The sequence below is a fragment of the Bacillus sp. BD59S genome (assembly GCF_007363175.1).
Lineage (GTDB): Bacteria > Bacillota > Bacilli > Bacillales > Bacillaceae_G > Bacillus_A > Bacillus_A pacificus.
Map to the genome: position 1 here is coordinate 3623333 of NZ_CP034686.1, position 23571 is coordinate 3646903.

Consider the following 23571-nt stretch of genomic DNA (forward strand, 5'->3'; position numbering starts at 1 on the left):
CGTTATTTTTTTACAAGCTTATTCATTACTTCATACAACTTATTTGCTGCATCTGGAATACCTAATTGCCCAGCAGCAAGCTTCATATTTTGTAATGTTTGTGCATCTAATAAAATCTCGTCAATATCACGAATAAGTGTTTCAGCTGTTAAATCTTTTTCAAGCAACATTTTTGCTGCTCCTTTATCGACAACAGAACGTGCATTTTTTTCCTGATGGTTATTTGTTACATAAGGACTCGGAATTAACACACTTGGCTTACCTAACGCTGTTAATTCTGCAAGTGTTGTTGCTCCAGCCCTTGAGACAACCAGGTCTACACCTGTAAGTACTTCTGGCATATTATGAATGAAAGGTTTAATAATAACATTATTCGGATTCCCTTTTTGCTTCACTGCATCCATCACTTTGTCGTAATGAACTTCACCTGTTACATACAATATTTCGTAACTTTTATTTCCAAACTGTTCAATTGCCTCTACGAAAGCATCGTTAATTGGTCTAGCCCCACGGCTGCCACCAAAAATAAGCACGGATTTTTTAGGAAGAGATAAACCTACTGAACGTTTTCCTTTCATTCCATTTTGATCCATTACTTCTGACGCTCGTGGGTTTCCTGTCATGACCACTTTTGACTGCGGAAAATGTTCTGCAGCCGCTTCAAAACAAACTGCAACTTTATCAACATAGCGGCTTAAAAATTTATTCGTTACACCAGGTACACTATTTTGTTCATGTACAATAGTTGGAATACCTAATTTTGCCGCAGCATATACAACAGGTCCACATACATATCCACCTGTTCCAATTACAATATCTGGATTAAAACGACGAATATATCGTTTACTATCTTGTACACCTTTTAGGAAACGCATCACCGTTTTCACGTTATCTAACGATATTTTACGCTTAAATCCACTTATAACTATAGATTGAAACGGTATACCTGCTTTGGGCACGATTGTGCTCTCTAATCCATTCTCCGTACCAATATATAAAAACCTTGCTTCCGGATTTAATTTTTTTATTTCTCTTATTAAAGCAAGAGCCGGATAAATATGACCTCCAGTGCCCCCACCACTTACTAATACACGCACTACTAACTCCTCCGCTTCTCTTTTTCTTATTACAGTCGTATTTATTTCTATATACATATTGTTTCTTCGTACACATACGAAAAACCCTGTCTTATAAAACAGGGTTTAGTAGCGAGAATGGCGACTTATATTTAATAATACACCTACTGCCATTAACATTAATGTCAAACTTGATCCACCATAACTTAAAAACGGCAAAGTAATACCCGTAACAGGCATCAATCCTGTTACAACACCAACATTAATCATTACTTGAATCGCAATCATCGCCACAATACCTACTGCTAAAAACGTACCATATAAATCTGGCGCTCCTAAAGCTATACGAATTCCACGCCATAATAATAGACTAAATAATAATAACACAAATGAACCACCAATAAAACCTAATTCCTCGGATAAGATTGCAAATATAAAGTCTGTTTGCGGTTCAGGTAAATAAAGAAACTTTTGTCTACTTTGTCCAAGTCCAAGCCCGAATAATCCACCTGGTCCAATTGCGAGTAACGATTGAATAATTTGAAATCCACTTCCAAGCGGATCTGACCACGGGTCTAAATATGATGTAATACGTTTCATCCGATACGGTGCTGATGCAATTAGCCCTACAAATCCTGCTACACCAAGCAAACCAAACATTGCAAAGTGAAAGACCCTTGCTCCTGAGATAAATATCATAATGATACATGTCCCAACCATTACCGTTCCTGTACCAAGGTCCGGCTGTAACATAATCATTCCGAAAGCAAGAAATACAAAACCTAGAGCTGGTAGTAAACCACGTTTAAAAGAGGTAATTAATTTCTGTCGTTCCGCTAAAAATTTCGCTAAGAAAATGATCATCGCAAATTTCATAAATTCGGACGGTTGAATGGAAAATGCCCCGATTCCAATCCAACTTCGCGCTCCTCCTCGAACAAGACCTACTCCAGGAATAAGAACGAGAATAAGAAGAATGAAGCACACTAGCAAAATTACTTTTGAATACGTACGCCACACCCAATAATCAATTTTCATAATAAAAAACATAGCCACTACACCAAGACCTGCGAATAGCAATTGCCTTTTTGCAAAAAAGAATGAGTCCCCCATTTTATAAGAGGCCCAAACCGCACTCGCACTATAAACCATAATCATTCCGATTGTTAACAACGCAAGTGTAACGATGATGAGAATAAAATCAGGCGTTTTCTTCATTACCCATAAACACCACCTCTTTAGGCAGAAACTTTTGCCCTATGTAACAAAACATCAGTAGGTGTTAGCCTACTGATGTTTTGATTTACTTTATATAAGTTTATGCACAGCTTGTATAAAAATGTCTCCTCTTTCTTCAAATGTTTTAAATTGATCCCAGCTTGCACATGCTGGAGAAAGAAGAATTACATCGCCATCTGTAGAATGAGCATAAGCTTTCACTACAGCTTCATCTAAAGTATCGACACTTTCAATCGTATCTAATCCCGCTTTTTGTGCAGCTCTTACTAATTTTGGAGCTGTTTGTCCAAATGTTACAATCGCTTTAACATTTTTGAAATACGGAATTAAATCATCGAATTCATTTCCACGATCCAGCCCACCTGCTAATAACACAGTCGGTTGTGTAAACGCAGATAAAGCTTTCTCTGTCGCTAACATATTCGTTGCTTTTGAGTCATTATAAAACTTACGGTTGTTTATAGTTGTTACATATTCTAAACGATGTTTTACACCTGTAAAACGTTTTAGCACCGCCGTAATCGCTTCATTAGAAACACCCAATAATTTTGCGATACTCATCGCTGCTAAAATATTTTCTAAATTATGTTGACCAGGTAAAACGATATCGCCTACTTCAACAACTTTTTCACCTTTAAAATAAAGAGCGTTATCTTTTATACACGCACCATCTTCAATTTCTTTCGTTGTTGAGAAGAGTACTTTTTGACCCTTACTATAAGCAGATAAAGCCATCACATCTGCATCATCTGCATTTATTACACTATAATCATTTTCTGTTTGGTTTTTAAAAATATTTGCTTTTGCTAAACCATATTCTTTCTTCGTCCCATGATAATCTAAGTGGGCCTCAAATAAATTTAAAAACGCAGCAATTTTAGGTTGGAACAATTCTACTCCCATCAGTTGGAACGATGAAAGCTCTGTAACTACAACTTCATTTTCTTTTGCATCCTGTGCTACTTCACACGCTACAGTTCCAATGTTCCCTGCAATTATAGGATGCTTTTGTCCTTCTTTTAGCATTTCAAATGTAAGCATTGTCGTCGTCGTTTTACCGTTAGACCCCGTAATCCCAACAAATGGTGCTTCTGAAATACGATATGCTAATTCAACTTCCGTAACAATTGGAATTTGCTTTTCTTTCGCAGCAACTAATATTGGATTAGAATACGGGATTCCTGGATTTTTTACTACAAGAGCAATATTTCTCTCTAATAATTCTAAAGGATGACCACCGCATACAACATCCATTCCTTTTGCTTGTAATTCTGCAGCAAGTACATTCTCTGCCAAAGGCTTTCCGTCATTTACAATAACATTTGCCCCTAACTTTTGTAACAATGTAGCTGCTGCATAACCACTTTTTGCAATGCCTAATACAAGAATATTCTTATTTTGAAATTCAGTTACAGTTTTCAATTACATCCACACCCCGATATAAATTCCTAACACAGCTAATAAAAATCCTACAGACCAAAACGTCACAACAACACGCCATTCTGACCAACCACATAATTCATAATGATGGTGTAATGGGCTCATTTTAAAGACACGTTTTCCTGTTGTTTTAAACGAAATAACCTGAATAATAACCGATAAAGTTTCCATTACGAATACTCCGCCAATGATTACAAGTAGCAATTCTTGTTTTAATAAAATTGCTACAGCTGCAATGGCTCCACCTAAAGCTAATGAACCTGTATCTCCCATAAACACTTTTGCTGGATTCGCATTGAATACTAAAAATCCAAGTACAGCTCCTACAACTGCCATACAGAATATTGCTACTCCAAATTGCTCTTGTGCCACAGCAATAATACTAAATGCTCCAAATGCAATAGCAGCTGTTCCTGATAATAAACCATCTAAACCGTCAGTTAAGTTAACTGCATTTGATCCACCAATAAGCATAAATAGTACAAGTACAAAATACGCCCAACCTAATTCAAACTTAACATCCGTTCCCGGAATCATGATGTATGTGTGGAACGCTTGCCCTTTTCCAATTAAAAAGAACGCAATAGCAATAACAAGCTGACCTACTAATTTTTGTTTTGATGTTAAACCAAGATTTCTCTTCTTCACTACCTTTATGTAGTCATCTAAAAATCCAATCAATCCGTAACCAAATGTCACTAATAGTAATAACGATACCTCTGCACCTAAATGATTAAACTTAATCGCCATAATAAGTGAAGTTACCATCATAGATACGTATATGACGATACCACCCATTGTCGGTGTCCCTGATTTTTTTTGATGTGATTTTGGTCCCTCATCACGAATACTCTGTCCGAACTTTAATTTTCTTAAAAATGGAATAAACAATGGCGAAAGGGCAACAGAAATTAAGAATGCTACCCCAGCCGTTACTAATAAACCTTGCTCAAGCACATGTAGTCCTCCTCTCACGTTGTTACTCTTCGTTGTTTAAACGCTCTGTAATTGCTTCTTTAGCGATTTCACGATCGTCAAAATGATGAACATCTTTACCAATAATTTGATATGTTTCATGACCCTTACCAGCAATAATGATAATATCTTCAGCTTTTGCGTTAGCAATTGCATGGTATATCGCTTCTTTTCTATCAATAATTACTTCGTAATTTTTTCCATTTGCACCATGTACCATATCATCTAAAATAGCTCCTGGCTCTTCACTTCTTGGATTATCTGAAGTGTAAATTGCGTGAGTTGCATATCGTGTTGCAACACTTGCCATGATTGGTCTCTTCGTTCTATCTCTATCACCGCCACAACCGACGATGCAATATACGTCACCTTTTGCAAACTGTTTTGCTGTTTTCAATACATTTTCTAAGCTATCTGGCGTATGTGCATAATCAACAATAACTGTATAATTTTGTCCACCATCAACGACTTCAAAACGTCCTGGAACTCCAGCTAGTTCCTTTATTACATCGATGATTGTTTCTAAACTTACACCGGAAACAAGTCCTGCCGCTGTCGCAGCTAGTACGTTATATACATTAAATTTCCCAATTAATTTCATCGTAACATCTACACTCTCATACGGTGTTACAAGCGTAAATGTAGTTCCACCACTTGTCATAACGATATCTTTGGCCATAACATCACTTGTTGTATCAATTCCATACGTTACAACAGTTGCTGCAGTACTTCTCATATATTCCGCTGTTACAGCATCATCGTTATTCAATACCGCGTATTTTTCACGATTATGATTATAACTATTGCCAAGTTGCGCAAATAGCAACCCTTTTGCATGTTTATATTCTTCCATCGTTTTATGATAGTCTAAATGATCTTGTGTTAAATTTGTAAACACCGCTACATCATAATCACATCCATGTACACGGCCAAGATCTAAAGCATGTGACGAAACTTCCATTACTGTGCTATCCACACCGTGTTCAACCATTTTTGCAAACGTCTGTTGAAGTGTTAGTGCATCTGGTGTTGTATTTTTCACCTCAAATGTTTCATCACCGATTTTCATATTAATCGTTCCAATTAGCCCCGTTTTATGACCATGTGCGCGCATAATCTCATCCATAATATGCGATGTTGTTGTCTTTCCATTTGTACCTGTAATACCGATTAAATGTAACTTGTGTGTTGGTTGACCATAAAAATAATCAGCTAAAACCGCTAACGAACGAAAAGTATTTTTCACAAGTACAACTGGAACGTCAACATCAATTGGTCTTTCCGCAACAATAGCAGCCGCTCCTTGTGCCGCTGCTTGCTTAGCAAAATCATGGCTATCAACCGTATATCCTTTCATACATACAAATAAGCTTCCTTCTTTCACTTTACGTGAATCAGCTTCTATAGATGTGATTTCTGGATTTTCTTTTGGAACAACTGGAAAATCATGCAAACATGATACAAGTGTATGCAACTTCATTTCACTAAACCCTCTCTACATTGTGTATTTATCTCTTTTATTAATAAGCAACACGTTACCTCCTAATTATGTAAAATAGGAGGTAAGTGCTACTCTGTCTAATAAATAGACCTATTTATAACCGAGACTCTTGCGGTCTCAAATTAAGTAACTCTTCTATAAAGAACTCACTTCCACCAATTGTACCATAAAACGTACTAGGTTACCTTTAATTCCCGAAGTAAATTCTAATTTTTGAGCCTTCTTTCACTTTAGCTCCTGCTTCTGGGGACTGCTTAATGACTTTCTCTCCGTCTCCACTTATATCAAGCTTCAAATCGACGAGTTGCGTCTGTAAGTCTTTCTTTTTCATACCAATTAAATTCGGAACTTCCACAGTTGGTGTATCGCCCCATTTATATTCTCTCTCAACTTGTTCTTTTCTCGGTTTCACTCCCATAACAGGAAGTGCATCCCGAAGAATATTCCCAACAATTGGAGCTGCTACTACTCCACCAAATTGCGTTACACCTTTCGGATTATCAACAGCAACATAGACAACAATTTCTGGATCATCTGCTGGAGCAAAACCGATAAAAGATACAATATAATTATTCTCTAAATATTTACCATCTTTCACTTTTTGAGCCGTACCTGTTTTCCCACCTACACGATACCCATCAATAAAAGCACCTTTACCAGATCCCTTTGCTACAACATTCTCTAATGCATACCGAACTTTTTCTGAAGTTTCCTTGGAAATAACTTTTCTTTTTTCCACAGGTGTCTTTTTACTTACAACTTGATTGTTTTTCGGATCAATAAATTCTTTAGCTATATACGGTTGATACAATGTTCCACCGTTTACAGCTGCTGCTACCGCCGCCACTTGTTGAATTGGCGTAACAGAAACACCTTGACCGAATGAAGTTGTTGCTTGCTCGACTGGACCGACTTTGTCTAAATTAAATAAAATCCCACTACCTTCACCTTGCAGGTCAATTCCGGTTTTTTGTCCAAAACCAAAATTACGAATGTATTTAAACAATCGGTCTTTACCAAGACGATCACCCAGCTCGATAAATCCTGGGTTACAAGAGTTTTGAACTACTTCTAAAAACGTTTGGCTACCATGGCCTCCTGCTTTCCAGCATTTCAATCTTGCTCCACCAACTTCAGCTGCTCCATCATCATAAAACGTATCTTTCTCTAAGTCTACTAAATTTTCATTCAAAGCTGCGGCTAACGTAATGATTTTAAATGTTGAACCAGGTTCATACGTACTCCATACTGGTAAATTTCTATTGTACACTTCTGGAGAAACACTTTGAAAATCTGCCGGATCAAAACTCGGCCGACTCGACATACCTAAAATTTCACCATTTTTCGGATTCATCGCAATCGCAATCATACCATCTGGATTATATGTCGACTCTGCGATATTCATTTCTCTTTCCATAATTCTATTAATACGTGCATCAATTGTTAATCCTAAATTCAAACCAGCTTCTGGTTTTTTGAAATCATCACCAACATTAGGCATCCTTTGCCCTTTTGCATCTGCAAAAAAGCGCACATGACCTTCATCACCATTCAGTTCTTTATCATAATATTTTTCTAGTCCCATAAGACCTTGGTTATCACTACCTGCAAACCCTAATACGTGTGATAAAAAGTTGCCAAATGGATAGTACCGGATAGAGTCCTCTGCGATATAAACACCTTTCAAACTTAATCCTCTTACCTCTTTCGCCTTATCATGTGATATTTTCCTTCCGCCTTTATCTAACCTTACAATAGATTCTTTTTTTGTAATCCTCTTATAAATCTCATCTTTTTCCACACCTAATACTGCAGCTAACTTCTCTGCAGTCTCTGCTGGTTTTTCAATTTGCCTCGGTACAACAAAGACAGTTGGAGCACTTTTATTCGTGGCAAGTTCCACACCATTTCGGTCTAAAATTTTCCCACGTTCAGGTTCAAAAGTAATATTACGACTCCATGAATCTTTCGCACGATCCGTTAACATATTCCCAAGAAAAAATTGCACATATCCAAGACGAATATCGATGATAGTGAAAATAAGTATACCTGATATGAGTATAAAAATAAGTCGTTTTCTAACTGTTACATTTGATACACGCATATTGGAACAAGCCTCCCTTACGCCTAGCTTGTTCCAATATATGCTTGTACTTATTTAATTAGAACTTCTTCTCTTTTACCATTACGGCTTTTCTGCTTCTTGTTGTGGTTCAAGTGGCGGTACAAGTGTTACACCTAACTCTGTACCAGGTTGCAACAACGTTCCTTCTGGTACACTTTGTTCGGTTACGTATCCTGTACCAGTAGGTTTTAGGTTAAGCTTTAATGTTTTTGCTAAATTCATAACATCACGAAGTGCCCAGCCTTGTATATTTGGCATTGTAGGTTTATCTCCCACTAAGAAGACTCGGTCACCCTTCAATGTTTGTTCAGTCGCTTTCGGTACTTGTTGCTGCACTTTCCCTTCACCTAATACGATTGGACGAAGTTTGGCTTTATCAATGGCTTTTTTCGCTTCTTCCATCGTTTTTCCCGTTACATCTGGAACAGCAGTTTGCTGCTCTTTCACATATTTCTTCGGATCTTTCACTTCATTAGGCTTAATCTTTAAATACTCTAAACTATTCTTCGTTACATATTTAAAAATATCAGCTAAAGGTTGTGCGCCGCTCTCATCATCTTTCAATTTGGGCTGTTTAACAGCTAGATACACAACAAGTTGCGGATCGTCCATAGGTGCCATCCCTAAGAATGAGAATATATAATTCTCTCTTCCCGTCATATAGCCTCCTTTTCCATCCGGAATTTGCGCTGTTCCTGTTTTACCACCAACTGAATAGCCATCGACTTTATAAGCAGTTCCTGTTCCTTTCGGCGATGTAACAACGCGTTCTAATAACTGTCTTACTTGCGCTGCTGTCTCTTTTGTAACAGGTTTGCCCACTTCTTCTGGCTTATGTTCTAATTTTACTTCCCCTGTTATCGGATCTACAATTTTATCAATTGTATAAGGTTTCATCATTTTTCCATCGTTCGCAATAGCAGTTGCAGCTTGTACAAGCTGAATTGGTGTTACAGTAGAGCCTTGTCCAAAAGCTGTTGTTACTTGCTGTATTTGCTGATCGAATAAAATGGTATTTGAACCTTCACCAGGTAAATCAATATTCGTTTTTTCATCTAATCCGAAAGCATGGATATACTTTCTGAAACGGTCTGGACCAAGTTTTTGATCACCTAAAATAGCAAACGCTACGTTGGAAGAGCGCTCTACCCCTTCATCAAATGTGATAGATCCCCATCCAGCGCCGCCATTATGATCTTTTATTTTGCGGTTCCCGACTTGATATGTACCAGACTGGTAATAATCTTGTCCCTTATACACGCCTTCATTAATAGCTGCTGCTAGCGTGAAAATTTTCATTGTTGATCCAGGTTCAAATGCATTTGCAATCGCATCATTGAAGAAATATTTAATTTGACGATCATTTGGATCATAACTAGGTTTAGTAGACATCGCTAATATTTTCCCTGTTTTTGGATCCGCAACAATTCCTATTAAGCTTTCTGGATCATAATGTTTACTCGCTTCTTTCATTGCGTCTTCTAAATAACTTTGAATACGCTGGTCAAGCGTTAAATATACATTTTCTCCATTTTTAGGTACCTTTACATTCACTTTCCCGCCATCAAGAGATACACCTCTACGATCGCCTGTATAAGCTACTTCTCCGTTAGAAGCACTTAAATATTTATCTAAGCTTTGTTCTAAACCAAAATAACCTACTGAGGTTCCTTTATCATTTGGTTTTGCATGTCCTATGACGTAAGATGCAAAATCACCGTTTGGATACACTCTTGCATTTTCAGTAATAAATGATATACCTGGCAATTTCAATGCTTCTATTTGTTCCTTCTGTTCCTTCGTCAAATCTTTACCTAGCGTTCCAAATTCAACCTGACTTTTATCCTTTTTATTTAACGTATCTAAAATCTTCTTTTCATCTTTTCCGAGTACGCCCGCAATTTTCTTGGCGGTATCCTCTTTATTCTCAACCGGCTTCGCACCTTTTAGTTCCGCTACAAGTTTATAAGAGTTTGCATCTTGCGCTAACACATGACCGTTTTGATCATAAATCGTCCCGCGATTTGCTTCGAGAACTCCTGTTTTACTATGTTTTTGCTGAGCGAGTTTATCCAAATCCTGATTATGCACTGTTCCTGTCGCTTGTATGTAAAAAAATCGGGCTAATAACAGCAAAAAGAGCAGGAGGAATAAAATCATAAAATACCCTGCTCCCTTATTGGTATGAAATTTAGTCATATTTCTCTTCATTTTTCCTTCACACCTATTGCCTTATTTGAGGCCTTTCACATTATTCGCATTAATTTCTAGCCCGTGTTTTTTTGCAACTTCAGCGATTCGTTCATAACGACTTAACTTCTCTACTTCAGCCTGTAACTCTTGATTTTCTTTTTGCTGCTGTACAATTTTTTGTTCTATTGTCGCAGCTTCTACATTAACTTGATAAAGGCCTGCTTTATTTCCAATAAACGCTACACAGGCATACAATAAAAAGCCAATAAACGCTACATACAACAGTTTTTCGATTCTTGTAATCTTCGCTTTAGCTTTTGGCTGAACCATCTGCTGTGGGGGCGTTTGAATCTGAACCTCTTCTTGCGCTTGTTGCTTGTACTTTACAGCTAAGTTACTCATACCTCTCTCCCCTTTTTATCGTTTTTCAGCGATTCTCAATTTCGCAGAACGCGCTCGATTATTTTCTTCTAACTCTATATCAGAAGGTAAAATCGGTTTTCTTGTAATAAGCTTTAATTTCGGCTTAAATTCATCAGGAATAATTGGTAATCCTGGCGGCAATTGTGGCGTTGTACTATTTCGCTTAAACGTCGTTTTGCAAATACGGTCTTCTAAAGAATGGAATGTTATAACACTAACTCTTCCGCCCGGCTTGACCATCTCAATTGCAGATTCCAACGCTTCTTCAAATACTTTCAATTCATCATTTACCGCAATACGGATTGCCTGGAACACTCGCTTCGCAGGATGTCCACCCGTTCTACGAGCAGGAGCTGGAATACCCTCTTTAATTAGCTCTACTAATTCCCCTGTCGTTTCAATAGCTTTATTCTCACGATACGCTTCAATTTTTCTTGCTATTTGTTTTGAAAATTTCTCTTCGCCATACTGGAAGAAAATTCTTACAAGTTGTTCATATGACCAGCTATTTACAACATCATAAGCTGTTAATGGGGCATCTTGATCCATTCGCATATCTAACGGTGCATCATGATGGTAACTAAAGCCACGCTCTGGTGTATCTAATTGCGGGGATGAAACACCTAAATCAAATAAAATACCGTCTACTTCTGTTATACCTAATTCCTGTAGTTTTTCAGATAGGTAACGGAAATTACTCTTTACTGTTATGAACTGTTCACCGTATGAAGAGAATTTTTCTTTCGCATTTTGAATTGCTATCTCATCTTGATCAAACGCGATTAATCTTCCGCCTTCAGTTAATTGGGATAATAAATAAGAACTATGTCCTCCTCCCCCCAGTGTACAATCTACATATGTACCACCTGGCTTTATATCTAAGCCATCTACTGTTTCCTTCAAAAGCACTGTTACGTGATTAAACATTGTTGCACCTACTCTTTTTCCAATTAATTATGTTGAATGTATCTCCTCCTCTAAACGCATATTTTACGACTAGAGAACGAAATACTATGAAAGAACGACTCATTTAACTTGCCTACAAAGGCAGCATACTATACAAATCGCTATTTTCTTTTATTATATACTAAATTTTATCATCTTTTGCGGGAATTTAAATAAAAAACTGTCGAAAAAGATAATAATACGTTTACATTTTGTGCTATTTTGTCATATATTTAAGTATCCTGCATAATTACGATATTAACCTCTTTGAAATTAATAATTCAGAAAAATTTCACTTCACAGTAAATTCAACGGGATAAAAATAAAATCCTGCTCCTAAGAGCAAGATTCTATAGTTTTATAACGTGATGTTTTCCATTCCAAGAAAACGGTTTTTCCATTACACGATCAACGAAATCCAAACCGAACTGATTTAAGTAGTAACATACATTCCACACACGCTCTTGCGGCGCTCCCAATGGACGGATTGCAAATTGTATACGACGGAATTTATTTAGTTCCACTTCATGTTTTTTCTCAACATTTCTTTTCAACATTCTTTCCAACAATTCAATTTGTTCATTAATTTTGAACTCATTTTTCCCTGCAAACGAACTTAATCCAGGATCTATTTTCTTCACAAATTGTTGTAATGACTTATGAATATCAATTATTTCTTTTTTCGCCTCTACAAATCGTTCATCTATCGGTTCCTCTATTTGATTAGATAGCCAGTTTTCACGCAACTTATCTACGTTATTTAAAAACGGGTCACTCTCTTGCAATTGTAAATCGTGTAAATCTGTCGCTATATCCCTCTCAATATAAGTGATTGTAATACGAGGAACGACAGGCGGCATTCGGAAACCGATAGTATGGAAGACTTGTTGTAATTCACTCCAGTAAGCTAATTCCCCTGGACCTCCAATAAACGCCAGCGTAGGAAATAGATACTCTTGCATAAGAGGGCGCGTTACAACATTATTACTAAAGCGCTCTGGGCTTCTTTCCATCTCTTCAATCAATTCCTCATATGAAAAGGAATACGTCCCATCCTTCCCAACAAACTTCCCTTGATTGTCTTCAAGCAACACTCGCTCATTATCAATTTCCATGAATATATGTACTGCATTAGACTTTGTTTCAATAATTGGCTTATATCCTAATTCTTTAATTACTTCCTGTTGGTTATGAAGCCCCTCTTGCACTTCTTTATACTTACTTACAATTTGTTTAAAAAACGGCACTTCTAATTTTCTTAATTCAGGATGATGCGAATCGACAAGAATTAAACCAGAATTCACGAACATTTTCATAATAAGGTGACCAAAGAAATCTACATACGTATTCGATTCCCTTAAAGAATCATCAATAAATTGCAGTACATCCTTTGTAAAATTCGTTTCAGGGTATGTTTTAAAAATTTCTTCAATCCACTTTCTACAGTCTTCCAAAGAAAGCTCAGACTCTGAAGCACTCGCCTTTTTCGGATTACGATCATGAAAAATGGTCTTTTTTATTTTTTTATTCTTCGTTACAAAAGTATGATTAATTTCATCCATATCATGGTCTTCACCAGCAATCCAGAAAACAGGAACAACTTTAACACCTAAACTTTCTTCCTTTTCCTTCGCAAGCTGTAAAACTGAAATAATTTTATGAATTGTATAAAGTGGTCCAGTTAATAACCCAGCTTGTTGTCCAGCTATAACAACATATGTATCTTCATCTCCAAGCGCTTTTACATTTTGAATTGTAGCTTCTCCCGCTTGTAATTTTGTATTATATTCTAATAAATGCGCTACTAAATCTTGGCGGAAAAACTCCCTCTCACGCAAATCTTGTACACGCTGTTTAAAAGCATCTTCTGTTAACATATAATCAAAACACGACTGTATCTCTTTTTTACCGTTCATATAGTCCGCTACAACACCTTGTTGCGGAACAGAGATTTCTTTTATCTCCATATAATTCTTCCTTTCGTATCCTGTTCTCTCACCAATCCACATTGTAGTCAATGTTTCACGTAAAAGCAAAGAATTACACTTATACTTTTACTTCTAACCCTTTTATTGCATCGAACAAAAATTGAAGTGTCGGAACGGATCGTTGCTGTTTCTTAGCTTCTTCTAATACATATCCAACAATCGCACCAATCTCTGTTTGTCTATTCGCCCTTACATCTGCCAGCATAGATGATGTATTATGAGCCGTTCTTTCACATACATGACGTACCATTTCCCATACCATTTCTTTTTCTTCTTTAACGAGAAAAACGACTTCCTGAAATACTTGCTCCATCATCTGATAAAAAAACGGGTTCGTAATCAATTCTCCGTTCTTGACCTGTAATAATGCCGTCAATGGATTGATACATACATTCACTACTAATTTTTTGTGCATAACATCCTTCCAATCATCTTCTATTCGAATTGGAAAATGCGGAAAAGGAAAGCAATTACATATTTTTTCAAAATGTATAGACCGACCGCGCACGATTCCAAACTTCGTTACACCTATCCCTGTATGATAAACGGTATGCCTTTCTTCCTTTTTTGCACCGTGCTCCACAATTCCAACTGCAATATTGTCATTATCTATTTTCTGCATAACATGAAGGTGCGACATTCCATTTTGCAAAAAGACTAATGAGGATTTCCCTCGCACAAAAGGTAGTATGTCAGTTATATGATATTGCTTAACAGCAATAAATATATAATCTAGCTGCTGGTCTAGCATACTATTTATTGGTAATACTGGCGGGAATACCGTTTCACGTTTCCCCTCCCTAATACAAGTTACACCCGTTATATTTAATTCGTCAGCCTGCTTAGCTGTCCTTGTAAACAACGTAACATCTTGATTACTTTTTTGTAAATAAAATGTATACAATAGACCAATAGCTCCTGGTCCCACAACTCCGATTTTCATTTTCACGTAAGGAACTCATCTGAACACGATACACAAGTCCCTTTTTCCCCTCCCTTTTTATTCCTCAAACACTCGATTCGATTCGTGCGGAATCATAATTAACTAAAGATGAACAAATGCCACTTCTTCTTCCAATATGTATAGACTACTTATTACTATGCTTCTACTCTTAGTTTAGCAAATCCTCAAAAAATAATAAAAGAAATACACTATCATCTTCATAAAAATAAAAAAATGAGTTATAATATTATTATAAATATTTTCACTTTTCTGCATTCAATGAGACAAAAAGGATGTGATGTTATGGGATTCCCAAAAGTTGAGCGCTTGCTCATCAATTATAAAACATTAGACGAGTTTAAAAAATTTAAAGGCTGCGGAGCTCAAGAACTATCCATGTTAGAAGAATTACAAGCAAACATTATTGAAAACAATAGTGAATCTCCATTTTACGGTATTTATTATGGTGGATCACTCATTGCACGTATGAGTCTATACATGAAAAGGAACGGCGGGGAACCATTCGAAATTACAGGTACTTACCTAGAACTTTATAAACTTGAAGTATTACCAACTTTCCAAAAACAAGGGTTTGGAGAAATGCTTGTAAATTATGCAAAGGGACTGCAGTTCCCAATTAAAACGATTGCACGTATCCATTCAGCTGGTTTTTGGGATAAATTAAATTTCCAACCTGTGTCAGTACCTGATGGTGATTTTTACGTTTGGCATCCAGAAACAAATTTGAATACGGTTACAAATGAAGAGTCTGCATAAGAAATAAAAAAAACAGCTACATAGCAGCTGTTTTTTTATTTCTTTACCTTCTCTAATTTCCCATTCGAACGAGCGCTGTTTCTTTCCGCCACCATTACACTTCTTTTTTGATCGATATAATCAAGCAATGTTCTATATTCTTCCTCATATACTGATAATCGCTCTAACAGGCTCTCTTTCTCTGTTTGTAACGATTCAATTTGCTGTTGCAACACCACTAAAGAGTTTTCATCTTTATAATTTTGCAAGAAATCAATAACATCATTTAATGTAATTGACGTAGGTTCTAACACCTTCGTCTCTTTCACTTCATAATTTTCCACTTTACGCAGTTGCTTCGCTTCTTCAATACGTTCTTTGTATTGCTTTCTAACGTAAGAATTCCATCTAAAGCCACATGCTGCTGGTGTACGAGATAAATGTCTTCCTACTTCTTTAAAGGCAGATAATTGCGTTCCACCTTCTCGAATATGCCGGAGTACTACTTCTGCCAGAAGCAAATCTTCATCATCAGTCCAAGCATCTTGTCTTGTTGTCGCCATCTCTCTAGTCCTCCCTATGCATTTTTTATTAAACATATGCAGTTACTAGAAAAGATAGAATACAACAAATGAAGAATAAGACAAAAAAAATAAACGTAGAAGATATCTTCTACGTTTATTTTTCCGCAATTACTTGCTGATTACTTCTTTACCTTTGTAAGTACCGCATGCTTTACATACACGGTGAGCTAATTTCGCTTCACCACAGCTTGGGCACTCTACCATACCAGGTACTGATAATTTGAAATGCGTACGACGCTTTCTTTTTACTGTTTTAGAAGTTCTTCTAAAAGGTACAGCCATTCTTCCCACCTCCTTAAAAGAAATAGTTATTTTCATATGAAGGCCTGAACCAGTCTTCCGATTATTTGTCAAAAAACTTTGCAAGTCCTGCCAATCTTGGATCAACAGGCTTTTCTTTGTCTTCTTCCGAAATCACTTGCCAGTCTTGACCTTGCGTCGGTGCTCCACCAGAAACATCATCACTGAAAATTTGCATTGGAATCTCCAAAAGTATATTTTCCTTGATTACGGGCAGTAAGTCAAGTACTTCTCCTTCTAAACAATGAATTTCAGCTTCGGTTTCAAATTCTTCTTGTGAAGTTTGGAACACCTCAGTTGTTTTAATGTCAAATGGTAATGTCACATCTACTAAAGAGCGAGAACATGGTAAAACCATGCTTCCAGTTATATGTAGATGGAACGTAAACTTACCGGAGCCAAAATCAACTCTTCCTGTTACGTGAACAGGATTAATTTCACGAATATCTTTCTCGACCTCTTTTAGCTCACTTACATCTACCATCTCATCCAATGTCAATCCTTTATTTCTCAATTTATTCAATTGATGGATGGACCATTTCATATCATATCACCTCAAGGCAACAAACAAAATTATAGCTAGCCATTTTATATTTGTCAATGTTTTTTCTTTACACTATAATGAAGTCATCATAGTAAATAATATATAGAGTATCACGTTTTCCAAAAAGATGCTACATCGAAAGGAGAGATTAACATAAAAGCCAGTGGTATTGTCGTTGAATATAACCCTTATCATAACGGTCATGATTATCATGTGCAACAAACAAAAAAGTTAACACACTCTGATATTACAATCGCTGTTATGAGTGGCCCTTTTTTACAACGTGGTGAGCCGGCACTCGTATCCAAATGGTATCGTACCAAAATGGCCTTAGCATGCGGTGTAGACCTCGTTGTAGAGCTTCCTTATGCCTTTTCAACGCAAAAGGCCGAAACCTTTGCAAATGGCGCTATTTCTATTTTAAACGCCCTACACGTTTCTGAAATTTGTTTCGGCAGTGAAGATGGACAAATCGAAAATTTTTATAACACCATCTCTGTGCAGAAAAATGAAGAAGAGACTTTTAATCGTCTTGTAAAGCAATTCATGAACGCAGGTAATAGTTACGCAAAAGCTACATCTGAAGCTTTCCTACACATTTTATCTTCTGAAAAAAATATAGACATGTCACAACCAAATAACATTTTAGGCTTCCAATACATAAAAGCCATTCTAATGCAAAATAGTTCTATGCAAGCACAAACGATAAAAAGATTCGCATCTCATTATCATGATAAAACCTTTAACGACCAACATATTGCAAGCGCAACAAGTATTCGCAAACAACTTTTTAGCGAAAATAGTTCCTTTACAGAAATTGAGCCTTTCATCCCAAAAGAGACTGCTTCTCTTTTAGCGAGTTATAAACAAAACTACGGGACATTACATAATTGGGAACAATACTTTTCATTTTTCAAATACAAACTTATGACAATGTCTCCAGAATACTTACGACATATATATGAAATCGAGGAAGGTTTAGAGCACCGTATTTTATCAAAAATACAAACCAGTTCCTCCTTCCATTCATTCATGGAAGCACTAAAAACGAAACGTTATACGTGGACTAGATTACAAAGAGCTTGTACACATATTTTAACAAATACAACAAAAGAAGAAATACATTGCGCAAATATAGAGCAACATGCACCGTACATTCGTCTATTAGGCATGTCACAAAAAGGACAAACGTACCTTTCAAAAAACAAGAAAAAAATAGAGCTTCCAATCCTTACGCATACAAAAACATTTGACCATCCTACTTTACACATAGAGCGAAAAGCCAATTCTGTATATTTCTCCATCATACAAGAACCATTACGAACACAACTACTAAAACAAGATGCAACACATCACCCAATTCGTTACGATGAAACAACTGCAAAATTCCTATAAAAAAATCTCTCTTTTCAGAGAGATTTTTTTATTTTTTTCCCATTTTCTCCAAATACATTAATGCATCATCCAACGTATCAACTGGCACAACTTTCATTTTCGTTTTAATATCTTTCGCAGCCTCAAGTGCATCTTTATAATTCGATTTCTCCGCACCTTTTTCATTTGGTGCAAAAAACACTTCAGCGCCAGCATCACTTGCAGCAACCACTTTTTGCTGAATACCACCAATCGGGCCAATTTCTCCCTTTTCATTAATCGTACCTGTTCCAGCTATTTCATGCCCTTTCGTTAAATCCTCGTCCACCAGCTGATTATATATTTCTAATGTAAACATTAGACCTGCCGATGGTCCACCTATTTCATGAGAGTCAATTTTCACTTTCGGATCTACCACTAATTCTCTTTCCGTAACGATAGAAACACCTATACCAACACGCCCATTTCCATTCGGAATAGTCTTTACACTTAAATTTTCCTTTAACTGTTTCCCATCTCTCTTATATTCAATATTTACTGTATCTCCTTCCTTTTTCCCTGTCATATATTCAATAAATTGTTCCGTCTTTTCAAATGTTTTTCCGTCGACAGCAATGATGACATCACCAAGTTTAAGCTTCCCTTCTGAAGGCATCCCTTTCGCTACACCAGCCACCAACACACCTTTGTTTTCAAAAGAAACAGTACGATTTGCACGTTTATAAGCATTATAAATCGCTGCATTTTGCGAATCTTTCATCGCATAATTTTGGCGAAATTGATATTCTTCATCACTTTCACCTTTTTGCAATATTTCTTCCGCTTTTGAAATATGTGTATATTTATTAAACTGTGCCGCTATTAAATTCACTACATTTGCCGGTCCCATTGAAACCGTAACAAGCATAAAATCACCAGATTCTTTCGTTCCCCCCTCAACTTGAACGTAAGGCTCTAATTTAGCAGCCATTCCTGGTTTCGTTACATAATATGGCAGGCGTACATAAACAAGTAACATTGCCAATATAACCCCTATTAAAATTGCATATACAAACCGAAAACGCTTAAACATTATGTTTCTCCTTCCACTGCTCAATTAATAAATGAATATTTGCAACATGCTTTTCCGCTTCTACCTCTCCAACTCGAATAATGTCTTCAATGTTTGTAAAAGCACGGGAACTAAATTGCTCTACAGCCGGGCGCATCATTAAGTCAGATGCAATTTGCCGATTTATCACAAGCTCATGTTGCATAATTTCAATACTCTGCATAATTACATCATAAATAGACGTAACCTCTCCATTTACTTTAATCGGGGATACATCAACAGCAATGACAATATCGGCACCTAACTCTTTCACAACCGATACTGGGATGCGATCAATTACTCCACCATCTACCAATAATCGTCCATCTATTTTCTCTGGCACAAACACTCCAGGTACAGAAATACTAGCTCTCACCGCCTCTGCAACTGGACCACTTGTAAAAACTACTTTTTCCCCCTTTAAGATATCAGTAGCCACAACAGCCGTCGGGATATCTAATTCTTCTAAATTTTTATTATATGTAAACATTTTAATCATATCTTTGACACGTTTTCCAGAAATAAATCCCATTTTCGGAACCGTAAAATCTAAATAATATTTCCTCTTAAAAACATTTGCCAGTTTATACAGTCTTTCAACGTTTGAACTAGCCGCATAAAATGTACCTACTAAAGCCCCCATACTACTTCCTGCAATCATATGAATCGGTATATCATTTTCCCTTAAAACCTTTATAACACCAATATGAGCAAAACCTTTTGCGCCCCCAGATCCAAGAGCTAAGCCAATTTTCGGTTCTTTCACTTTTCTCACCCTTTAATTTTTTTCGTTCCTTTTTCATACTTATGGTCTAAATTCACTACGTATCCACGTATACTGAAATGAACGTTTTTTGGGACAAAGGGGGATTTACTTACATGTATGAAAAATGGAAAACGACTTTCCTTACCATATCAACACTTTTTTTAACCTTTTCTCTTGTACTCCACCCCCAAGCTGCTTTACAAGCTTCCATTCGAGGGTTAAATATATGGTGGGAAGTTGTATTCCCTTCACTTTTACCGTTTTTCATCATTGCCGAACTTCTCATTAGTATTGGTGTTGTAAAATTTATAGGCGTTATATTAGAACCACTTATGCGACCACTTTTCCGCGTTCCAGGAATAGGCGGATTTGTTTGGGCAATGGGAATGGCTTCAGGCTTTCCCGCAGGCGCCAAATTAAGCGCTAGACTGCGCAAAAGCAATCAGCTAACACAAATTGAAGCAGAGCGCCTCGTATCTTTTACAAACTCATCCAATCCACTTTTTATTTTTGGCGCTGTTTCTATCGGTTTTTTCAATAATCCGAAATTAGGAATCGTATTAGCTGCTGCACATTATTTAAGTAATTTTGCTGTCGGGTTACTGATGCGTTTTTACGGCAATAACAACAGTTCCACGCATGATAAACATGTTACAAAAAAACGCCCTTTTCAAAACCCTTTTTCAATTCTACACGAGACACGTATGCAAGAAAAAAGACCAATAGGAAAATTACTTGGGGACGCTATCGTTTCTTCTATTCAAACGCTACTTATGATTGGTGGATTTATTATTTTATTCTCTGTTTTAAATAAAATGATTACTGTATTTCATATTACAGCAGCCCTTTCTTTTATTATGCAACATATTTTATCATTCTTCCAACTAACTACTGAATTTAGTATCCCAATATTATCTGGCATGTTTGAAATGACACTTGGAAGCCAAATGATTAGTCAAATAACTGAAACACCCCTCCTGCAGCAAGCTATGGTAACAAGCTTTATTTTAGCATTTAGCGGCCTTTCTATTCAGGCACAAGTCGCTAGCATATTAGCTGAAACAGACATTAGATTTAAGCCCTATTTTTTCGCACGAATTATCCAAAGTATTCTTGCTCCTATTTTTACTTTTATATTTTGGAAACCATTTTATGAAAAAGTAAGCTCTTTTTCACCTATGCAAAAAGATATCCCTGTCTTTTTATCGAATCATTCTTCTATTCTGCATGAAATTTGGACATCTTTTATACACTACGGACCGATATTTACATTATTTTGTTTATATGTATATGTCATCTTATTATTTTTTCGGAGCAACAAAGAAAAACCCCGTTCACTTTAACGGGGTTTGAAACTTTTCTTTTAAAGCACGTTCTACAACAGGAGGTACAAGATCTACTACACTTCCTCCATATCTCGCAACTTCTTTCACAATGCTCGAGCTTAAAAATGAGTATTGATTGTTTGTCATAATAAAAAAGGTTTCAATGTTTTCATCTAATTTTCGATTCATAGAAGTAATTTGCATCTCATATTCAAAATCAGAAACTGCTCGTAACCCACGTAAAATCGCGTTCGCATTACGCATTTTCGCATACTCAACTAGTAGTCCACTATGTGAATCTACTTTAACATTAGGAATATCCTTTGTTGCTTCTCGAATTAAATCTAAACGCTCTTCCACTGAAAAGAACGGTTTTTTTGACGAGTTGTTTAAAACTACTACGTATACCTCGTCAAATACTTTTGCTCCCCTTTTAATAATATCCAGATGCCCAAGGGTAATTGGATCAAAACTTCCCGAAGAAATAGCTATACTTGTCATTCCGTCCCCTCACCTTCATACTTATAAATCGATATCGCTGTAATACCATAATTCTCAGCTCGCACTTTTACAAGTCTTCCTATAGACTCGGGTAAAACTACATCATTACCATGCTCCGCCATAATTAAACCATCGTTATGTAGCAATCCATGTTGATCCATTACACTAATTAAAGATATAATTTTTTGATCTTTATATGGAGGATCAATTAATATAAGATCAAATGATATTTCACGTTTTATAAGTGCTTTTATCGCACGTTCTGCATCATTCCGATATACTTCAGCTTGTTCCTGTATTCTACAACTTTCTAAATTTTGATGGATTACCTTTATCGCTTTATTGTCTCGATCAACAAAAATTGCTTTATCAATCCCTCTACTTATAGCTTCGATTCCAAGACCACCGCTACCACCAAATAAATCAAGAGCGACACCCCCATCAAAATAAGGGCCTATCATATTAAAAATGGATTCTTTTACTTTATCAGTCGTTGGACGTGTTGTATTACCTGGCACCGCTTTAAGCGGGTGTCCTTTACATTTTCCTGAAACTACTCTCATCTGTTGTCACTACCTTTATTTCAATCTATCGAGCAATTATAGAAAGCCCTTCTCCATTCGGTAACCGCTACCAAACTTTACGATTCCATTCATCTTCCAACGAAGACTAGAAGAACTTAGCTTAAAATAACCGCTCTGCATTTTTATGTATTCATCTCACCATTCGCTAACACGAACTATTCGTTTCACTTTATCTTTTTTATCCTATCATAAAATAAAAAAAAGAAAAATAAAAAGCCCAACATAAAATTTAATTTCATTATGTATATCTTCATTTAGATTGGACATAAATAACTATAACAACATCACCTTCGATGTTGTTGCCAACCGCGGAGAAGACTTACGTTTCCCCATAAGTTCTTCCTCCGGTTTCTCCTCTCCCTTTGCCTTCTTACTAGTATATGCTAGTATAAGAAGGGCCCTGCTTTGCAGGGTTTTTTTTCTTTGTCTACTTTTCATTTAAAAAGTGAGATGGTACAGTAAAAGAAAGAGGAGGAAAAGATATGATTCAACGCTTTATAGAACTCGGAGAGGGCTACTCTGATTTATATGAATTACTTGAAATTGCCAAAGCAAATCAAGAACGTATAACACATATGTTACAATTTGAAACAATTAAAAATGAAAAAAAAGTGTGCTCACTTGTTGTAATATTAAAACCAACTACTACTGGTGATTTCCAACCATTATACATATGTCGTGAAGGCATTCCTGTACTTGAAAATAAAAAAAGTAAACGCGTCATTTTATTTGAAGAAACAGCAGAACAACTTGGAAAAAAAGTGACTACCTTTACAGTAAAACCATCCACAACTTTCCCAGAAAAAGAACTGTTTTTCAATCATTTAATTGGTATTTTACGAATGAATAATTTTATTCCTCCAATGAAATAATGTGTTATTTCAAATGAAAAATCCCCT

At 36.4% G+C, this 23571-nt stretch carries 22 protein-coding genes; 4 read left to right on the forward strand and 18 right to left on the reverse strand.

What is annotated here, in order from left to right; translation table 11 throughout:
* Positions 1–2: 2 nt before the first annotated feature.
* From murG to panE, 11 genes are all read right to left on the reverse strand, one after another.
* Entirely contained in the window at positions 3–1097 is a 1095-nt protein-coding gene (gene murG, locus EKQ63_RS20800; protein ID WP_001265415.1) for an undecaprenyldiphospho-muramoylpentapeptide beta-N-acetylglucosaminyltransferase, read from the reverse strand.
* A gap of 105 nt (positions 1098–1202) precedes the next feature.
* A complete protein-coding gene (spoVE, locus tag EKQ63_RS20805) occupies positions 1203–2294 on the reverse strand; it encodes a stage V sporulation protein E (RefSeq protein WP_000753510.1) in 1092 nt (363 codons plus the stop codon).
* A gap of 90 nt (positions 2295–2384) precedes the next feature.
* Positions 2385–3737: a UDP-N-acetylmuramoyl-L-alanine--D-glutamate ligase gene (gene murD / locus EKQ63_RS20810; RefSeq protein ID WP_087954469.1), complete on the reverse strand. Its 1353-nt coding sequence runs from the start codon at positions 3735–3737 to the stop codon at positions 2385–2387.
* A complete protein-coding gene (gene mraY, locus EKQ63_RS20815) occupies positions 3738–4712 on the reverse strand; it encodes a phospho-N-acetylmuramoyl-pentapeptide-transferase (RefSeq protein WP_000893058.1) in 975 nt (324 codons plus the stop codon).
* Positions 4713–4734: 22 nt separating this feature from the next.
* Positions 4735–6210: a UDP-N-acetylmuramoyl-L-alanyl-D-glutamate--2,6-diaminopimelate ligase gene (gene murE / locus EKQ63_RS20820; protein ID WP_087954468.1), complete on the reverse strand. Its 1476-nt coding sequence runs from the start codon at positions 6208–6210 to the stop codon at positions 4735–4737.
* A 208-nt stretch (positions 6211–6418) separates the two neighbouring features.
* Entirely contained in the window at positions 6419–8335 is a 1917-nt protein-coding gene (locus EKQ63_RS20825; protein ID WP_001266227.1) for a stage V sporulation protein D, read from the reverse strand.
* An 81-nt stretch (positions 8336–8416) separates the two neighbouring features.
* Positions 8417–10516 carry a penicillin-binding protein gene (locus EKQ63_RS20830; protein ID WP_143881778.1) on the reverse strand — a complete coding sequence of 700 codons (2100 nt, stop codon included), beginning with the start codon at positions 10514–10516 and terminating at the stop codon, positions 8417–8419.
* 72 nt (positions 10517–10588) lie between these two features.
* Positions 10589–10951 (reverse strand): cell division protein FtsL, encoded by a 363-nt coding sequence (ftsL, locus tag EKQ63_RS20835; protein WP_000067081.1) that lies wholly within the window; start codon positions 10949–10951, stop codon positions 10589–10591.
* A gap of 15 nt (positions 10952–10966) precedes the next feature.
* Positions 10967–11899, reverse strand: coding sequence for a 16S rRNA (cytosine(1402)-N(4))-methyltransferase RsmH (gene rsmH / locus EKQ63_RS20840; RefSeq protein WP_000481789.1), 933 nt, complete (start codon positions 11897–11899; stop codon positions 10967–10969).
* 368 nt (positions 11900–12267) lie between these two features.
* Entirely contained in the window at positions 12268–13884 is a 1617-nt protein-coding gene (gene bshC, locus EKQ63_RS20845) for a bacillithiol biosynthesis cysteine-adding enzyme BshC (RefSeq protein ID WP_087954466.1), read from the reverse strand.
* A gap of 79 nt (positions 13885–13963) precedes the next feature.
* Positions 13964–14854 carry a 2-dehydropantoate 2-reductase gene (gene panE, locus EKQ63_RS20850; protein WP_087996506.1) on the reverse strand — a complete coding sequence of 297 codons (891 nt, stop codon included), beginning with the start codon at positions 14852–14854 and terminating at the stop codon, positions 13964–13966.
* A 297-nt stretch (positions 14855–15151) separates the two neighbouring features.
* Between panE and EKQ63_RS20855 the strand changes: the two genes are divergently transcribed.
* A complete protein-coding gene (locus tag EKQ63_RS20855) occupies positions 15152–15625 on the forward strand; it encodes an N-acetyltransferase (protein WP_000506708.1) in 474 nt (157 codons plus the stop codon).
* Positions 15626–15660: 35 nt separating this feature from the next.
* Here the strand turns inward: EKQ63_RS20855 and EKQ63_RS20860 are convergent, their stop codons facing one another.
* From EKQ63_RS20860 to EKQ63_RS20870, 3 genes are all read right to left on the reverse strand, one after another.
* The gene (locus EKQ63_RS20860; RefSeq protein ID WP_087954464.1) at positions 15661–16167 is read right to left on the reverse strand and encodes an RsfA family transcriptional regulator; all 507 of its coding nucleotides are present in this window, start codon (positions 16165–16167) and stop codon (positions 15661–15663) included.
* A 129-nt stretch (positions 16168–16296) separates the two neighbouring features.
* A complete protein-coding gene (rpmF, locus tag EKQ63_RS20865; protein ID WP_001984764.1) occupies positions 16297–16470 on the reverse strand; it encodes a 50S ribosomal protein L32 in 174 nt (57 codons plus the stop codon).
* Between the two features lie 61 nt (positions 16471–16531).
* Positions 16532–17032 carry a YceD family protein gene (locus tag EKQ63_RS20870; protein WP_000872145.1) on the reverse strand — a complete coding sequence of 167 codons (501 nt, stop codon included), beginning with the start codon at positions 17030–17032 and terminating at the stop codon, positions 16532–16534.
* 153 nt (positions 17033–17185) lie between these two features.
* Here EKQ63_RS20870 and EKQ63_RS20875 point away from each other — a divergent pair, with 153 nt between their 5' ends.
* On the forward strand, positions 17186–18427 hold the full coding sequence (locus tag EKQ63_RS20875; protein WP_176398074.1) for a nucleotidyltransferase: 1242 nt from the start codon (positions 17186–17188) through the stop codon (positions 18425–18427).
* A gap of 28 nt (positions 18428–18455) precedes the next feature.
* Here the strand turns inward: EKQ63_RS20875 and EKQ63_RS20880 are convergent, their stop codons facing one another.
* Both EKQ63_RS20880 and EKQ63_RS20885 read right to left on the reverse strand, forming a co-directional pair.
* The gene (locus EKQ63_RS20880; RefSeq protein ID WP_088327857.1) at positions 18456–19478 is read right to left on the reverse strand and encodes a SepM family pheromone-processing serine protease; all 1023 of its coding nucleotides are present in this window, start codon (positions 19476–19478) and stop codon (positions 18456–18458) included.
* Positions 19471–20262: a patatin-like phospholipase family protein gene (locus tag EKQ63_RS20885; protein ID WP_000662598.1), complete on the reverse strand. Its 792-nt coding sequence runs from the start codon at positions 20260–20262 to the stop codon at positions 19471–19473. Before EKQ63_RS20885 ends, EKQ63_RS20880 begins: the two co-directional genes overlap by 8 nt.
* Before the next feature lie 113 nt (positions 20263–20375).
* Here EKQ63_RS20885 and ylbJ point away from each other — a divergent pair, with 113 nt between their 5' ends.
* Complete coding sequence (gene ylbJ / locus EKQ63_RS20890) at positions 20376–21605, forward strand: sporulation integral membrane protein YlbJ (protein WP_087954461.1); 1230 nt, start codon at positions 20376–20378, stop codon at positions 21603–21605.
* Here ylbJ and coaD read toward each other — a convergent pair.
* Both coaD and rsmD read right to left on the reverse strand, forming a co-directional pair.
* Positions 21597–22088: a pantetheine-phosphate adenylyltransferase gene (gene coaD / locus EKQ63_RS20895; RefSeq protein WP_000200598.1), complete on the reverse strand. Its 492-nt coding sequence runs from the start codon at positions 22086–22088 to the stop codon at positions 21597–21599. The genes ylbJ and coaD overlap by 9 nt on opposite strands.
* The gene (rsmD, locus tag EKQ63_RS20900) at positions 22085–22651 is read right to left on the reverse strand and encodes a 16S rRNA (guanine(966)-N(2))-methyltransferase RsmD (RefSeq protein WP_061685628.1); all 567 of its coding nucleotides are present in this window, start codon (positions 22649–22651) and stop codon (positions 22085–22087) included. Before rsmD ends, coaD begins: the two co-directional genes overlap by 4 nt.
* A gap of 503 nt (positions 22652–23154) precedes the next feature.
* Here rsmD and EKQ63_RS20905 point away from each other — a divergent pair.
* Positions 23155–23544: a DUF7147 family protein gene (locus tag EKQ63_RS20905; protein WP_000616011.1), complete on the forward strand. Its 390-nt coding sequence runs from the start codon at positions 23155–23157 to the stop codon at positions 23542–23544.
* The last annotated feature ends 27 nt before the right edge of the window (positions 23545–23571 follow it).

Bases quoted from the DNA above. Each gene is read 5' to 3' on its own strand.
- rsmH (WP_000481789.1), bottom strand. From the start codon at position 11,899: ATGTTTAATCACGTAACAGTGCTTTTGAAGGAAACAGTAGATGGCTTA.
- rpmF (WP_001984764.1), bottom strand. From the start codon at position 16,470: ATGGCTGTACCTTTTAGAAGAACTTCTAAAACAGTAAAAAGAAAGCGT.
- EKQ63_RS20855 (WP_000506708.1), top strand. From the start codon at position 15,152: ATGGGATTCCCAAAAGTTGAGCGCTTGCTCATCAATTATAAAACATTA.
- EKQ63_RS20825 (WP_001266227.1), bottom strand. From the start codon at position 8,335: ATGCGTGTATCAAATGTAACAGTTAGAAAACGACTTATTTTTATACTC.
- rsmD (WP_061685628.1), bottom strand. From the start codon at position 22,651: ATGAGAGTAGTTTCAGGAAAATGTAAAGGACACCCGCTTAAAGCGGTG.
- EKQ63_RS20830 (WP_143881778.1), bottom strand. From the start codon at position 10,516: ATGATTTTATTCCTCCTGCTCTTTTTGCTGTTATTAGCCCGATTTTTT.
- EKQ63_RS20880 (WP_088327857.1), bottom strand. From the start codon at position 19,478: ATGTTTAAGCGTTTTCGGTTTGTATATGCAATTTTAATAGGGGTTATA.
- EKQ63_RS20905 (WP_000616011.1), top strand. From the start codon at position 23,155: ATGATTCAACGCTTTATAGAACTCGGAGAGGGCTACTCTGATTTATAT.
- ylbJ (WP_087954461.1), top strand. From the start codon at position 20,376: ATGTATGAAAAATGGAAAACGACTTTCCTTACCATATCAACACTTTTT.
- EKQ63_RS20860 (WP_087954464.1), bottom strand. From the start codon at position 16,167: ATGGCGACAACAAGACAAGATGCTTGGACTGATGATGAAGATTTGCTT.
- bshC (WP_087954466.1), bottom strand. From the start codon at position 13,884: ATGGAGATAAAAGAAATCTCTGTTCCGCAACAAGGTGTTGTAGCGGAC.
- coaD (WP_000200598.1), bottom strand. From the start codon at position 22,088: ATGACAAGTATAGCTATTTCTTCGGGAAGTTTTGATCCAATTACCCTT.
- ftsL (WP_000067081.1), bottom strand. From the start codon at position 10,951: ATGAGTAACTTAGCTGTAAAGTACAAGCAACAAGCGCAAGAAGAGGTT.
- spoVE (WP_000753510.1), bottom strand. From the start codon at position 2,294: ATGAAGAAAACGCCTGATTTTATTCTCATCATCGTTACACTTGCGTTG.
- EKQ63_RS20870 (WP_000872145.1), bottom strand. From the start codon at position 17,032: ATGAAATGGTCCATCCATCAATTGAATAAATTGAGAAATAAAGGATTG.
- murE (WP_087954468.1), bottom strand. From the start codon at position 6,210: ATGAAGTTGCATACACTTGTATCATGTTTGCATGATTTTCCAGTTGTT.